Annotated in this window: 15 protein-coding genes; 2 read left to right on the forward strand and 13 right to left on the reverse strand. The window is 68.7% G+C overall.

Annotation, left to right across the window (positions count from 1 at the left end; all coding sequences use genetic code 11):
• The first annotated feature begins 71 nt into the window (after positions 1–71).
• Complete coding sequence (locus ABDW35_RS17970) at positions 72–401, forward strand: hypothetical protein (RefSeq protein WP_343715250.1); 330 nt, start codon at positions 72–74, stop codon at positions 399–401.
• Between the two features lie 294 nt (positions 402–695).
• Complete coding sequence (locus ABDW35_RS17975; protein ID WP_343715251.1) at positions 696–1,031, forward strand: response regulator; 336 nt, start codon at positions 696–698, stop codon at positions 1,029–1,031.
• A 111-nt stretch (positions 1,032–1,142) separates the two neighbouring features.
• On the opposite strand, the gene ABDW35_RS17980 is transcribed toward ABDW35_RS17975, so the two are convergent.
• The 13 genes from ABDW35_RS17980 to ABDW35_RS18040 all read right to left on the reverse strand — a co-directional run bounded on the left by ABDW35_RS17980 (position 1,143) and on the right by ABDW35_RS18040 (position 14,454).
• Complete coding sequence (locus ABDW35_RS17980) at positions 1,143–4,139, reverse strand: type III effector HrpK domain-containing protein (RefSeq protein ID WP_343715252.1); 2,997 nt, start codon at positions 4,137–4,139, stop codon at positions 1,143–1,145.
• Positions 4,140–4,324: 185 nt separating this feature from the next.
• Positions 4,325–4,546: a hypothetical protein gene (locus ABDW35_RS17985; RefSeq protein ID WP_343715253.1), complete on the reverse strand. Its 222-nt coding sequence runs from the start codon at positions 4,544–4,546 to the stop codon at positions 4,325–4,327.
• Positions 4,547–4,648: 102 nt separating this feature from the next.
• Positions 4,649–5,143: a ferritin-like domain-containing protein gene (locus ABDW35_RS17990; protein WP_343715254.1), complete on the reverse strand. Its 495-nt coding sequence runs from the start codon at positions 5,141–5,143 to the stop codon at positions 4,649–4,651.
• Positions 5,144–5,214: 71 nt separating this feature from the next.
• A complete protein-coding gene (locus ABDW35_RS17995; RefSeq protein WP_343715255.1) occupies positions 5,215–5,745 on the reverse strand; it encodes a c-type cytochrome in 531 nt (176 codons plus the stop codon).
• Positions 5,726–6,601 (reverse strand): cytochrome c oxidase assembly protein, encoded by an 876-nt coding sequence (locus ABDW35_RS18000; RefSeq protein ID WP_343715256.1) that lies wholly within the window; start codon positions 6,599–6,601, stop codon positions 5,726–5,728. Before ABDW35_RS18000 ends, ABDW35_RS17995 begins: the two co-directional genes overlap by 20 nt.
• Positions 6,598–6,933: a hypothetical protein gene (locus ABDW35_RS18005; RefSeq protein WP_343715257.1), complete on the reverse strand. Its 336-nt coding sequence runs from the start codon at positions 6,931–6,933 to the stop codon at positions 6,598–6,600. Before ABDW35_RS18005 ends, ABDW35_RS18000 begins: the two co-directional genes overlap by 4 nt.
• An 8-nt stretch (positions 6,934–6,941) precedes the next feature.
• Positions 6,942–7,538 carry a cytochrome c oxidase subunit 3 gene (locus ABDW35_RS18010; RefSeq protein ID WP_343715258.1) on the reverse strand — a complete coding sequence of 199 codons (597 nt, stop codon included), beginning with the start codon at positions 7,536–7,538 and terminating at the stop codon, positions 6,942–6,944.
• On the reverse strand, positions 7,535–9,463 hold the full coding sequence (gene ctaD / locus ABDW35_RS18015; protein ID WP_343715259.1) for a cytochrome c oxidase subunit I: 1,929 nt from the start codon (positions 9,461–9,463) through the stop codon (positions 7,535–7,537). The genes ABDW35_RS18010 and ctaD overlap by 4 nt, the downstream gene beginning before the upstream one ends.
• Positions 9,460–10,470: a cytochrome c oxidase subunit II gene (gene coxB / locus ABDW35_RS18020; protein WP_343715260.1), complete on the reverse strand. Its 1,011-nt coding sequence runs from the start codon at positions 10,468–10,470 to the stop codon at positions 9,460–9,462. The genes ctaD and coxB overlap by 4 nt, the downstream gene beginning before the upstream one ends.
• Positions 10,470–11,012 (reverse strand): c-type cytochrome, encoded by a 543-nt coding sequence (locus tag ABDW35_RS18025; protein ID WP_343715261.1) that lies wholly within the window; start codon positions 11,010–11,012, stop codon positions 10,470–10,472. The genes coxB and ABDW35_RS18025 overlap by 1 nt, the downstream gene beginning before the upstream one ends.
• A 1-nt stretch (position 11,013) precedes the next feature.
• Positions 11,014–11,826 carry a substrate-binding domain-containing protein gene (locus ABDW35_RS18030; RefSeq protein ID WP_343715262.1) on the reverse strand — a complete coding sequence of 271 codons (813 nt, stop codon included), beginning with the start codon at positions 11,824–11,826 and terminating at the stop codon, positions 11,014–11,016.
• Entirely contained in the window at positions 11,807–13,597 is a 1,791-nt protein-coding gene (locus ABDW35_RS18035) for a methanol/ethanol family PQQ-dependent dehydrogenase (protein ID WP_343715263.1), read from the reverse strand. Before ABDW35_RS18035 ends, ABDW35_RS18030 begins: the two co-directional genes overlap by 20 nt.
• A gap of 77 nt (positions 13,598–13,674) precedes the next feature.
• Positions 13,675–14,454: an SDR family NAD(P)-dependent oxidoreductase gene (locus ABDW35_RS18040; RefSeq protein ID WP_343715264.1), complete on the reverse strand. Its 780-nt coding sequence runs from the start codon at positions 14,452–14,454 to the stop codon at positions 13,675–13,677.
• Positions 14,455–14,597 lie beyond the last annotated feature (143 nt).

The following is a 14,597-nucleotide window of genomic DNA, read 5'->3' on the forward strand; positions in this document are numbered from 1 at the left end:
AATAAGCTCTCAGTATTACTTTTTGACCCGCCCGGATCCTGGTCGTCGAGGATGAGTTCCTCGTCGCGCTGATGATCGAGGAGACGGTCCGGCGCCTCGGCCATGAGGTCGCGGGCCCGGTCGGCGATCTGGCCGGCGCCCTGCGCCTGGCGGAAGAGGAGCCGGTCTCGGCCGCCATCCTCGACGTCCATCTGCAGCGCAACGAGCGCGTCTATCCCGTGGTCCATGTCCTGCGCCGCCGCGGCATCCCCTTCGTGCTGACGACGGCCTATCGCGAGAGCGAGCTCGACCCCGACTGCGCCGGCGAGATGCTGCTGCGGAAGCCCTTTGACGACCTGGACCTGAAGCGCTGCATCGACGGCCTGCTGCATCCCGTCGCGACCACGGCCCACAGCGATTGAATCACTCGATCCCTGCTCCCGCATCCTCTGGACATCGATGAGACTGAAGACCACAATCAATGCCGACAGGAAGCATACCCTATAGATAGGGACCAGCAACATGCTCTTCCAATTTCGTTGATTGCACCCTACAATGCAAAGGACTGTATTTATCCTAACAAATGTCAATATTGGCGCGAGGACACGCAGATGTACGCTGGAACCTCGTTCATACAGCCTCGGCAGGATCCTGCCTCCGCCTCGATCTTCAGCTGGAGCCGTCCAATTCCCCGCGACGGCGCAGCGAAGCGGATCTTGATCGTCGAGGATGAGCTGCTGCTGGCCGACCACGTGACGGAGGCGGTGCACGCCATGGGGCTCGACCCGGTCGGTCCGGTCGGAACCCTGGAGGCGGCGATCGCCCTGGCGGAGACACAGCATCTCGACGGCGCCCTGTTGGATGTGCGGCTACGGCGCGGGATGCGGGTCTACCCGGTGGTCGAGATCCTGTGGCGCCGGCGGATCCCGTTCTGCTTCATGACCGCCTATTCCGACGATCAGATCGAGGGCATGCCGGCCGAGGCGGTGCTGCGCAAGCCGCTGGCGCTGCCGGCCCTGCATCAGGCCGTCCAGGCCCTGCTGGATCAATGACCGCCGGCGGCTGATTTGGACCATTCCTGCCCGCGGGCGGAACGGAACGTCTGGGAGCGCTGAGAGGGGGCATCTCGCCCCCTCTTCTGCTGCCGATAACGGCGCGCCGGATCAGGGCGAGCCGCTGTCCGGCCACTCGTCATCCGGGATATCCCAGATGTCGCCGTTCTTCACCCCGTCGATCCCGTACTTCGTCAGATAGCTGCCGAGCAGGTCCCCGAAATCGTCGGCCCGCTTCTGCTGCTTGCCCTCCTCGATCAGGCCCGGGAGGAGCATCGCCAGCGCACCGATGCCCGCCGCGGCGATGCCGAGGACGCCGCCGGCCAGCGCCGGAATTAGTCGGGCCACGCTGGGGGCGAACAGCGCCAGCCCGCCTTCCACGGCGGAGGCCAGCCCCGCCATCGCCCCGACGGAGCCCGCGGCGATGCTGATGCCGCCGGTCACCGTGTCGCCCTTCCGGATCGCCTGGACGCCGTCGAAGATGCCGTAGGCGCCGGCGGCGATGCCGACGATGCCGCCCAGCCCCTTGGCCGCCTGCTCCAGCTTGCCGAGGTTGGAGGACAGCTTGTCGGTGAGCTTGTCCTTGTCCTGCAGGGCCTGGCTTTCCGGCGAGACGTCGTCGAGCAGCGAGCCGACATGGTCGAGCAGGTCGCCCTGCAGCTTGCCCTTCACATCCTTCAGATAGTCGCGGTAGCCCTTGACGCCGCCCTCCGTCATGATCGTGGCGGTCTGGATCGACCCGGTGGTGATATCCGCGATCTGCCGGTCGGTCAGCTTGCCGGAGCCGGTGGCGCCCTTGGCGATCGTGGCGCCGGCCAGGAACAGGCCGCTGACGCCGTGCAGCACGCCCTTGTCGGAAGCACCTTTGATCGACGAATCCGGGCTGAACAGCTTGAGCTCGTTGACCGTCTTCGCGCCCTGGCGCAGCAGGTCCCAGTCGCCGCGGAAGCCGGCCAGGATCTGGTCCGGCTTGGCCACCGTCCCGTCCTGGTTGATGAACAGCTCCGGATTGTCCTTGCCGACCTGCTCGATGGCGGCCTTGACCTTCTCCTCATCCAGTTGGTCGCCGCCATCGATGCCGAACGCCGTCTTCATGTCGGCGAAGGATACGTCCTTGAAGGCGTTGTCCTGCGCGATCCGGGTGAAGTTCTCGCTCAGCTGCTTGTCGAACTTGCCGGTGAATGCGGGATCGAGAGCAGCGTTGTACAGCGCGACCTCCATGCTGTACGCGCTGGTCGCCTTCTCGAAGGAATTGGTCTTGAGCAGCTCGGTCAGGCGGTCGCCGGACACCAGCGACTTCTCGTAGAAATCCTGGAACTCGCCGGCGTGCTTGGAATTCTTGACCGCGTTCTGGATGTCCGCCGCGTCCTTGAGGCCCAGGGCGCCCTGGAACGCCTGCGCAGTCCCGAAGAACTGGGCCAGGACGGCCTGCTGGTCCGTCTTGCCGTCCTTGGTCTTCGCGTCCCACATCTGGTTCAGGGCCGCGCCGGACTTGATGTCGTGGTCATAGGTCTTCTGCAGGGCGTCCTTCAGGCCCTTGTTGTCGTCCAGCAGCCTGGTGATCTGCTTGGCGCTGTTCTCGCTCAGATACTTGACGACGGCCGGGTCGCTCTCGAGGGTCTCGATATGGTCGTTGACGTCCGCGAGCAGCTTCTGCGGGTCCGGATGGCCACGGACGCGGTTGGCGATGCTGACCTTCGAATAGTCGTCCTTCCACATGCCGGCCTCGGCCCCCTGGGTGATCAGCTGCTGCGCGGTCAGCAGCTCCTGGAGGGCGGCGGCCTTCTCTTCCGTTGAGTGCTTCTCGGGATGCTCGAACAGGTCCTTGTCCAGCTTGCCGGTGTCGACACCCGAGACGACATTCCTGTCAGCCACGCCGGACAGGAAGGTCATGGCCGAGGCGGCATCCTTCGGCGCCTCCCTGGTCAGCCAGGTCTGCACATCGCCCTTGCCGAGCTTGCCGTCCGGCTTGAATTTCAGCAGGTCCTGCGCCGTCTCCAGCCGGTCGAACGCGCCCGGCTGCGACCAGAAATCGAGCGCCTCCCTGAACTCGTCGCTGATCTGCGGGTTCTCGTCCTTGTATTTCCGCAGGGCATCGGCCGTCAGGGTGTCGCCCGAGCCGGTCTTGCCCCTGATCGCGTCGTAATTCTCATCGAGGATGGCGGTGTATTTCGCCAGCATCTTCGACGCGTCATCGGCATCCGCATTGGCCTTCAGGAAGTCCTTGTAGCTGCCGATCTCATCCGCCTTCTTCACCCCGGGAAGGGCCGAGAAGCCGTATTTGCCGAAATCCTGAAGCCGGCCGGCCTCGGTGCCGTGCCGCGCCTCGCCGTCCTTGGTGAAGCCGTCGATGCTGGTGTTGGCGACGTCGCCGCCCGACAGGGTGTTGCCCTTCTCGTCAAGCATGGTGACGCGGTCAAGGACCTGGATCGCCCGGTAGGCGGCGTTGGCGTCCTTGTCGAAATCGCCGACCTTCTCCTTCAGCATGTCCTTGACGCCGCTCTGGTTCCCCAGGTTCTTGAGCAGCGGGTTGCCGTCGATGATCTGCTGCGCCGAGCGCTTGTCGCCCTCCGGCAACTCCCATTTGATGCCGGCCTTCTCGGCCTGCTCGCGGGCTTCGCTGTTGTCGCCGGCCGAGTCCGGCGTCTCCAGCCGGCCCTTCAGGTTGGTGAAGCCGTATTTGCCGAAATCCTGCAGCCGGCCAGCCTCCGTACCGTGCCGGGCGTCGCCACCCTTGGTGAAGCCGTCGACACGGCCATTGTCGACGTCGTTGCCGGCGACCCGGTTGCCGTCCTCGTCGAACTTCTCGACATGCTCGAGCACCTGCACCGCCCGGTACGCGGCATCGGCATCCGTCTCGATGTCGCCGCCGACCCGCTTCTCCAGCATGTCCCGGACGCCGCTCTGGTTCCCCAGGTCGCGCAGCAGGGGCGTGTCCTTGATGATGTCCTGCGCCGAGCGACTGTCACCCTTCGGCCGCTCCCACTGTATTCCCGCGGCCTTGGCGGCTTTGGCGGCCTCTTCCCAGGCATTGACGGTTTCGGGATTCGTTTCCGACTTGACCTGGCTTGGGCCCGGATGGGTGGTCGCGGCGTCGATCTTCGCCATGTGACACGCTTCTCCTGCTTCCGTGAGGCTTCAGTCCGAAGACCAAGGATCACGGTGAGCCTAGGACCAGCGTGTGAATCGCATGTGACAGGAGAGGGTCTTTTTTCCTATACAAAGCTGGGAACAGTGAGCACTACGGCGCTGCCGTGTCAACGGCGACGTATTTCCATACCGAATTGAGCTCTCTACGCGATCGTATCAGCTTGTGCCGCCGATACAGCCGAACGCCGCAGCGGCGGCCATTCCGGCGTCGCAGGGCCAAGCTTGGCCAGCGCCTGCGAGATGAAGATGTTCGCATATTCGATCGAGGCTTCGGGATGCCGCATCCTGAACTCGGCCAGGGCCGCCTCGCAGGCGGTCCACTCGTCCAGCCCGGCTCCGCGGCTCTGGCGATAGGCGTCGATCACCACTGCCTCGATGGTTGCCTGTCGACGTCGCATCATCGCCTCTCCTCGAATGCCCAGGAAGGCGGGCGGCTGCCTTGACCTGCGGCAGCCGCCCGCAAACGGTCACGCCGCCTTCTTGTTCAGGCTGCGCTCCGCCAGCTGATTCAGCAGCTGGTCGGTCTTCTTCTCCTCCTTCAGGGTCTGGTCGAACAGGTCGACCGCATCCTTCATTCCCAGCTGCCCCGCCCAGGCCTTGAGCGTGCCGTAGCGGGAGATCTCATAATGCTCGACCGCCTGTGCCGCAGACAGCAGGCCGGCGTCGAGGGCATTGGTGCCCTTGAACTCGTCCATGACCTCGGCGGCTTCGGCGATCAGCCCCTGGATCGCCTCGCAGGGCTTGGCCTGCGGCCGCTTGCCGAGGATCTCGAACACCTGCTCCAGCCGCTGGACCTGGCCGTCGGTCTCGTCGCGATGGGTCTCGAACGCCTGGGCCAGCTCCGGCGTTTTGGTCGCTTTCGCCATCTTGGTCAGCCCGCGGAGGATCTGCTTCTCCGCGTGGTAGATGTCCTTCAGCGTCTCGAGGAACAGATCGTCGAGGGTCTTTTCCTTGGTCGCCATGGTTATCTCCTCCGAGTTGGACCAATGAGGCCAACAGGATCCGGGTGCGAAGCGTTCCGCTCGGCCTCTCCCTATGGCGAGGCATAGAGGAAGGCCGCGATATCGCGGGCCTCGGGTTCCGTGATCCCGGTGCTGGGCATCGCCGTGCGCGGGTTGACGCCCCGGGAATCGCGGATCCAGCGGATCAGGTTTTCCGGCGTGTTCGGCAGCGTCCCGCCGATGAAGGCCCGGTCCGCCAGGCCGGACAGCCGCGGCCCCACCGAGCCGCGTGCCGCGCCGATTCCGGGGATGGTGTGACAGCCGGCGCAGCCGTTGCGGAGCATCAGCGCCGGTGCGCGATCCGGGTCGCCGCCGGTCAGCGCCGTCGCCCAGCGATCCGCCGCCCGCTGCTGCCGGACGCCATAGGCCACAGCCCCGCCGCCGAGCAGCAGGACCACGACGATGGCGGCCACGACCCAGCCCAGGACCCGGCCGCGCGGCCGAGGCTCCGGCACCGGCCGGCGCTCAGCCGGCGGCCGCGGCGACCGCGTACAGGCCGCAAGCACCGCGATCGCGGCGGTCGCCAGCAGCGCCGGAAAGCCCCTACCGCGTCCCGACGGCATGGCGTGCCTCCCCTGCCCTGCGGCCCGCGTCTGCGATCCATTGCCCGGCCAGGACCAAGCCGGCGACCGGATAGGCGAGGCAGGCCGGGATCCACATCACCAGCCCGGCCAGTTGCTGGTCCTCCAGCGCCGTCAGCCCCCAGCGCGCCGCCTCCCCCGCCTGGTCGGGGAACCACAGCCGGGTGGAGAACACCAGCAGCGCGCCGAGCAGGCCGGTGTGCATCGCCGTGGCGAAGAGATGGCCGACCGCGACGCCCCGGCTGCCGCGCCGGCACAGCAGCGACCACCAGAACAGCAGCGCGGTGACCAGGAAGCTGGCGTGCTGCAGCGCATGCATCCCCTCGTCGTCCAGCGCCGCCGCGAACAGCGCCGGCACGTGCCATGCCCAGATGGCGATGCCGTGCAGCACCGTCGCCGCCAGCGGGTCGGTGATCGCGCGCCAAATACGGCGCCAGGCGGAGGTTCCGGCCGCCGCGCCGAGCGCCCGGCGCCAGCCCTGCGGCAGCCCCCACAGCATGGCGCCGACCGGCCGCGACAAAGCGAGAAGCGGTGCCGCGACCACCATCAGCACCTCGTGCTCGACCATATGCGCCGTGAATAGCCGCTCGCCGAGCGCGTGCAGCGGCGTGACCAGCGCCGCGGCCAGCGCCAGCCAGCCGGCCGCGAACAGTGCCGCCTGCCCGGGCCGGGGCCACAGCCGCGCCACGCCGCTGGCATAGAGCAGCGCGGTCAGCAGCAGCGGCCCGGTGATCCACGGACCCCAGGTCCAGGCCGCGCCCGAGCCGTGGTCGTGCCCGGCATGGGCCAGCGCCGCCGCCGGCATCAGCACGATCGGAAGGGCGAGGAGGCGCCTCATCGCTCGCACCCGGTAAACACCAGCCCGGCCGAGCCCTGCACCGCCACGATCAGGGCGAACAGCAGCGCCGCGCCGACGCCGATCAAGGCGATGAAGCGCTCGGTCCTGACGGCGCGTGCCGTGACGTCCGGACGGCGAAAGGCGCGCCAGGACAGCGCCCCGCCGGCGAGGGCGAGCAGCACCAGCGCGAGCGCCGCCCAGGGCACGATGCCGAGCTGGCGCGGGCAGTCCCACGGCACCAGCGCAGTGTTCAGCTGGGTCGACAGTGCCCAGGCGCCGGGGCCGGACAGCAGGCCGGCCCAGGAGAGCCCGTGCCGCCGGGTTCGGGTCAACGCGCCCATCACTGCACCCAATAGAGCAGGAGGTAGATCGGCAGCCAGGAGGCGACCACGAAATACCAGTAGAAGGCGTTGTCGCTGACGTCGCTGAAGCGCTTCCCGCTTTTCGCGTGGCGGGTGAACATCAGCACGGTCAGGACGACGGTGTCGCCGGCGTCGGTCAGCAGATGCGTCGTGTGCAGGCCGAGCAGGAACCAGACGATCGAGCCATAGGCGTTGGTGTCCCACAGCACCGTCAGGGCCTGGAATTCGAAGATGCGGACGACCAGCGGCGCGATGCCGAACAGGCTCATGATCACCAGGCCGAGCCGCACCTTCCGGAGGTCCTGCTGCTTGGCCCAGCGGGCGGCCAGATGGTTGGGAATGACGCTGACCAGCAGCAGCAGCGTCAGGATCGTGGCCGCCGAAATGTCGTGCTGCGGCGGCGCGATCGGCCAGGTCGGCGCCAAATGCGAAAGATACAGATAGGCGCCGATCGCCAGTGCGAAGCCCGTGCCTTCCAGCGCGACGAAGCCGAGCGTGCCCCACCAGATCGGGCTCTGCGGTCCAAAGCCGTAGGTGGGCAGGTCCGAGACGTCGGCGACGGGGCGGTGCCTCATTCCTCGTCCTCCGGCGAGCCCTTCGGCCAGAACCAGCCGATCAGCGCGATGGCGACGGGGATGCCGCCCCAGATCACCGCCCAGGGCGTGAAGATCGAGGCGACGAAGGCGGCGCCGACCGCCAGCGCCGCGAAGAGCGGCCAGATCGACGGCTCCGGCGACGCCTCGCGCAGCTCCGGCTCGGCCTCGGCCAAGGTGCCGGCGATCAGCTCGCGCGCATCGACGCGCAGGCCGGTCGCCACCGGCAGGTCGCCGCGCTCGGCCCACAGCGGTTCGCGGTGCGTCACCACCGGGATGCGGGCGAAGTTGTAGGGTGCCGGCGGCGATGCCGTCGCCCATTCCAGCGTCGGCGCATCCCAGGGGTTCGGCCCGGCGATCTCGCCGCGGCGCAGGCTGCGGATCACATTGACCAGCAGCAGGGCGAAGCTGAGAGCCAGCACCACGGCCCCGGCGCTGACGAACAGGTTGGTGCCGCCCCAGCCCGACGCCTCCGGATAGGTGTAGACCCGGCGCGGCATGCCGGAGAGGCCGAGCAGATGCATCGGGAAGAAGGCGGCGTTGAAGCCGATGAAGGCCAGCCAGAAGTTCCAGCGCCCCAGCCGCTCGCTGAGCATCCGGCCGGTGAACTTGGGAAACCAGTAGTAGACGGCGCCGACCAGCGGGAACACGGCGCCGCCGATCAGCACGTAGTGGAAATGCGCCACCACGAAATAGGTGTCGTGCACCTGCAGGTCGATCGGCACCGAGGCGACCATGACGCCAGTCAGCCCGCCGATGACGAAGACCACGATGAAGCCGAGCACGAACAGCATCGGCGTCTTCATCACCGGCCGGCCGCCCCACAGCGTCGCGATCCAGCAGAAGATCTGCAGCCCGCTGGGAATGGCGATCAGCATGCTGGAGGCGGTGAAGAAGGCGGCGCCGAGCTGCGGCAGCCCGGTCGCGAACATGTGGTGCACCCACAGGCCGAAGGACAGGAAACCGATGGCGATCAGCGCCAGCACCAGGCCGAGATGGCCAAACATCGGGCGCCGGGCGAAGGTGGGGATGATGGCGGAGACCATTCCGGTCGCCGGCAGGAAGATGATGTAGACCTCCGGATGGCCGAAGAACCAGAACAGGTGCTGCCACAGCAGGGCGTCGCCACCTTCGGCCGGGTTGAAGAAATGGGTGCCGACCAGGCGGTCGAGGATCAGCATGGTGCTGGACACCATCACCGCCGGCATGGCGAACAGGATCATGAAGGCCGTGACCAGCGCGCCCCAGACGAAGAGCGGGATGCGGTCCAGCGACATCCCGGGCGCGCGCTGCTTGAACACCGTGACGATGATCTCCACCGCCACGGCCAGGGCCGAGACCTCGGTGAAGGTCACCATCTGGGCCCAGAAATCGCTGCGCTTGCCGATGCCGTATTCCGGCCCGGCCAGCGGCACATAGCTGAACCAGCCGGCATCGGCCCCGGCATTCAGCGCGAAGGCGACCCAGATCATCAGCCCGCCGGACAGATAGACCCAGTAGCTGAAGGCGTTCAGCCGCGGGAAGGCGATGTTGCGGGTGCCGACCATCAGCGGCACCAGGTAGATGGCGAAGGCCTCCATCACCGGCACGGCGAAGAGGAACATCATCGTCGTGCCGTGCATGGTGAAGAGCTGGTTGTAGACGTCCGGCCCGACCACCCCGGCCTCGGGCCGCGCCAGCTGCAGCCGCATCACCACCGCGGCCAGGCCGCCGAGGATCAGGAAGAAGAAGGCGGTGACGATGTAGCGGCGGCCGACGATCTTGTGGTCGACGGTGGACAGCCGTGCCCACAGCCCCCGCCCCGTCCCCCAGGTGCGGGAAAGGAAGCGGTCGAGCGTGACTTCATCGAGATCGGTGTCGCGCAGGCCGCGCGGCGCGGTGTCGGGCGGCAGCACGTCCGCGCTCATTTCAGCCCCTCGAGATAGGCGACCAGGGCGTTCAGCTCGTCGGCGTCCAGGCGGACCCGCGGCATGTTGCTGCCCGGCTTGACCGCCTGCGGGTCGGCGATCCAGGCGGCGATGGCGCCGCGCGTCATCGGCAGGGTACCGGCCGCGATGGTCTCGCGGCTGGCGAAATGGGTCAGCTCCGGCCCCGAGCGGGCGCCGGCTGTGGTGCCGCGGATCTGGTGGCACATCAGGCAGGGCTTGGCGGCGAAGACGTCGCGCCCCCGCCGCGCCTCATCGCTCTGCGGCTCGGCGGCGGAGGCGAGCTGGGCATCGCGCCACGCATCGAACTCCGCGCGCGGTTCGGCGATGATCAGCAACCCCATCTTGGCGTGCTGCAGCCCGCAGAACTCAGCGCATTGCCCACGATAGCGGCCGGGCCTGTCGGCCTTGAGGGTCAGCACGTTCTGCCGGCCGGGGATCAGGTCCTCCTTGCCCGACAGCTGAGGCACCCAGAAGGAGTGGATGACGTCGGTCGCCTCCAGCTTGATCTGCACCGGCTCGCCGACCGGGATGTGGATCTCGTTCGCCGTGGTCAGCACCCGGCTGGGCTGATCGTCCTCGTATTGGACCTGCCACCACCACTGGCTGCCGGTGACCTTCAGCGTGAGCGCCGGCCGCTCGCCGAGGGCGGCGAGGCTCTTACCGGTCCACCAGCTGAAGCCGGTCAGCACCAGCAGGATCACGCCGGTCGTGGCGACGCAGGCGCCGACCACGCGATAGGCGACGCGGTCGCGCCGCGGCTCCTCAACCAGCGGGTGGGGCCGGTCGGCGCGGCGGCGGGCGATGCCCAGCCACAGCGCCAGCACGACCAGCAGCCACACGGCGGCGCAGACGATGGTGAACAGCCAGAACAGCCGGGCGATGCGGCCGCTGCCCTCGCCCATCGGCGACAACGCGCCCGGCCACCGGCTGCAGCCGGCCAGCAGCGCGGCGCCGGTCAGGGCGGCCAGCCGGCGGCCCGGCAGCATCACTGCGGCACCTCGACGGCATGCGGCTCCGCCGGCGGCAGCCGATTCTCGGCGGGGCGCGACTGCATGCCGTCGTTGCGCGACGGCGCCGCGTCTTTCGGCACGAAGCGGCCCATCGAGCGGACATAGGCGGCGATCTGCCAGATCTCGTCATCCGGGATGCGGCCGCGGAAGGACGGCATGCCGTTCGGCCGGCCTTCGCGGATGGTGGCGGCGATGTTGTCGATGCTGCTGCCGTAAATCCATTTGTCGTCGATCAAGGCAGGCCCGGAGCCACCGCCGCCATTGCCGTGGCAGCCGCTGCAGTTGAACCATTGGAACAGCCGCTTGCCCTGGCTCATGGCATAGGCGTTCTGCTCATAGTCCTGCCCCTTGGGATTGGCGGCCGTCTGCGGGGCATTGGCGCCGGGCGAGATCGGAGCCAAAGCGACAATGGCCTCGGCCGAGGACTCCGCGCGGGGCGTGTCATAACCCCGCTCCTCGCGGCGGCAGCCGGTGGCCAGCAGGGCGGCGGCGAGCAGGAGGAAGAGCGGCGCGCGCATGTCAGGGCCCCGCATGTTCGGAGCGGTCGAGCCGAGGCACGCCGTACTCCGCCAGGATCGCGTCGATCTCGCCACGATGCCGGCCCAGCGCCGCGTTCACTGCGTCGGCCAATTCCTTGTCGTCGCGGCGCACGCCCATGGCGATGTCGAACACCATCGGCATCGGCCCTTCCGTCTGCGGCTGCACCGGGGTGACGGTCAGCGCCACCGGCTGGCGCGGCGCGAAATAGCCGGCGAAGGGCCCCCAGACCACGGCGACGTCGATCTCGCCTTTCGCCACCGCCGCGACGATGCGGCCGGCCGGGTTCGGCTGGGCGTAGTCGCCGTAGAGCGTGTAGCCGACGACGTGGTCGGCCAGGCCGCGCCGGGCCAGCGCCTCGGCCGGCGGCGGGTTGACGCCGTCATCGCCGACCAGCGGCACGCCGATCCGCAGCGACCGCAGCGCCGGATCGTCGAAGGACCGGATCTGCGGGCCGTCGGCCCGGCTGACGAAGACGTAGCCGGAGCGGTAATAGGGCCGGGTCGAGCGCAGCATCTCCAGCCCCGCCATGGTGCCGGGCACCAGGTCGCACAGCCCGGCCTTGAGCGTGTTGCGGATGAAGCCGCGGCGCTGCGCCCACCAGGTGGTGGTCACCGTGGCGCCGAGATCCTGCGCCACCAGCGCGGCGATGCGGTTCTCGAACCCCTCGCCCTTGTCGTTCGAGAAGGGCAGGTTGTTGGGGTCGGCGCAGACCCGCAGCTCGCGCGCCCCGGCACCGCCGGCGGCCAGCGCCAGCGCCGTGGCCAGCAGCAGCCTAGGGAAGACGGAAGACATACAGCATGCCTCCCCGGGTGGTGGCGTCCTTGAGATCGCCCATGGCGCCGACGAAGCCGAGCGCCGCGGTCTGGTCGCGTGGATCGAGGTCGCCGGCCACGATCGCGCCCGCCCAGCCGCCGGCGCCGGACAGGATGGCGACATACTGGTGCCCGTCCGGGCCGCGATAGGTGGTGGGCTGGCCGATGATCCCGGAGCCGGTCTTGAACTGCCACAGCAGCTGGCCGCTGCGGGCGTCCAGCGCCTTGAACCAGCCTTCGAAGCTGCCGTAGAACACCACGTCGCCGGCGGTGGCCAGCGCCCCGCTCCAGACCGGGAAATTCTCCTTCACCGTCCAGGCCGGCTGGGCCTTGGCGATGTCCCAGGCCGTGAACTCGCCGCGATGGCCGCCGGGGCCCGGCTTCATCCGCACCTCGGCGCCGACATAGGGGGTGCCGGCGATGTAGTTCGCCTCCATCCCCAGCAGGTCCTCGCACAGGTTGTTGTGCGGGATGTAGAGCAGCCCGGTCCGCGGCGAATAGGCCGACGGGTTCCAGTCCTTGGCGCCCGGCGCGGCCGGGCAGATGTCGCGGATCACGCGGCCGGTCTGCGGCGCCTTGTCCGCCACCATGGCCAGCCGCCCGGTCTTCAGGTCGACGCCGCTGCTGCTGGTGACCGGGGCGAAGGGCTTGGCCGACAGCACCTCGCCGGTGGTGCGGTCCAGCACATAGACGTAGCCGTTGCGCTCGGGACGGACCAGGACCTTCCGCGGCTGGCCCTGCCAGGCCATGTCGAGCAGGATGTTCTCGTTGATGCCGTCATGGTCGTAGAGGTCGTGCGGGCTCCACTGATAGGCCCAGCGGGCGGCGCCGGTGTCGATGTCGCGAGCGAAGATGCCGGCGGTCCATTTGTTGTCGCCAGGGCGGAGATCGGGGTTCCACGGCCCGGGGTTGCCGGTGCCGTGATAGATCAGGTTCAGGTCGGGGTCGTAGGAGATCCAGCCCCAGACATTGCCGCCGCCCTGCTGCCAGGCGCCCGGCGGCCAGGTGGTGACGCCGAGGTCCTTGCCGCGGTCGGCCTCGTAGAACGGCTTGAAGTCGGGGCCGATCAGGACGTCGGCATCCGGCCCGGTGTTGTAGGCCTTCCAGGCCAGCTTGCCGGTGGCGGCGTCGAGCGCCGCGATCCAGCCGCGCACCCCGTATTCGCCGCCGGAATTGCCGACCAGCACCTTCCCCTTGGCCACCAGCGGCGCCATGGTGATGGTCTCGCCGATATTGATGTCGCCGAGCTTGGTCCGCCAGATCTCCTGCCCGGTCGCGGCGTCGACCGCGACGGTGTTGCCGTCCAGCGTGTTCAGGAAGAGGCGGCCATCGGCATAGGCCGGGCCGCGGGTGACCACGTCGCAGCAGGCCACGCCCTGGGCCGCGGCCTCAGGCTTGGGCTCGAACTTCCATTTCAGGGGAGCGCCCGGCTTGGACAGGTCGAGCGCGTAGAGGACGTTCGGATAGGGCGTGGCGATGAACATCGTGTCGCCCACCACCAGCGGCGGCGCCTCCTGCCCGCGATCGACGCCGAGCGAGAAGGTGAAGGCGACCTGCAGCCGGGCGACGTTGCCGGTGTTGATCTCGTCGAGGCCGCTGTAGCGGGTGCTGGCGTAGTTCTTCGCCGGCATCGCCCACTGCCCATCCTCGGGCGGCGCCGCCGCGGCCGGTGGCTGCGGCAGATCCTGGGCCTGCGCCGCCCCGGCCAGGGCGGCGACGACCGTGATTGCGACGAGGATGCGGTGGCGCAATTCGATGCCTCGGTCCAGGCCTCCGACGGCAGGCCAACGAGACCGCGAAGGCCCCGGTTCCAAGTACGATTCCTGCGTCAGTCGGCCCGGGCCATCCCAGTCACCACGCTCTGGGGCATCACCGCGGTCAGCCCGGTCTTCAGCTTCGCGGTGAAGGGGGCGATGACGTGGTCCCTGCCCTTCATCATCGCGTCGTAGCCAGCGCGGGCGATATCGGCCGGGTCCGCCTTCGACTTCTGGCCGAGCTTGGTGTCCTCCATCCCCGCGCGGGCGAAGAACTCGGTCTCGGTCGCGTCCGGCAGCAGCGCCGTGACGGTGACACCGGTGTCGGCCAGCTCATTGGCGATGCCTTCGGCGAAGGCGTAGTCGAAGGCCTTGCTGGCCGAGTAGACGGATTGCAGCGGCGACGGCGCGATGGCGGCGACCGAGGAGGTGATCAGGATCCGTCCCGATCCGCGCGCCACCATGTCGCCGGCGAACAGCTTGGTCAGCCGCAGCATGCCGATCACGTTGAGCTGAACCAGCCGCAGCTCGTCCTCCCACCGCGTCTCCCGCGCGAAATCGCCGAAGACGCCCACCCCGGCGTTGTTCACCAGGAAGTCCGGCAGCACGCCGATGGCCTCCGCCGCGGCCCGGACCTGGTCCGGCCCGTCGGGGCGGGCGAGATCGACCGCCACGGTCTCGACCGACGGCGAACCAGCCTGCCGCAGCACCTCCGCCGCCTCGAGCAGCGGTGCTTCCTCCTCCGCGACCAGGATCAGGCGGTGACCGTCGCGGGCGAAGCAGCGCGCCAGCTCAAGGCCGATGCCGCTGGAGGCACCGGTCACCAGCGCCAGTGTGTCAGCCGGTTCAGCCATGGTTCATCGCCTCCTGGACCGACATCGTGGTCCGCGCCTTGCCGCGCATCCGCTCCGGCGCGTCCGGAAAGCCGCTGCGGTCGCTGTAGTCGCGCACCGGGCCGCGATGCGGCTGCCGCGACGACAGCGACTGGGCGCACAGC

The sequence above is a fragment of the Inquilinus sp. genome (genome assembly GCF_039594555.1).
GTDB lineage: Bacteria > Pseudomonadota > Alphaproteobacteria > DSM-16000 > Inquilinaceae > Inquilinus.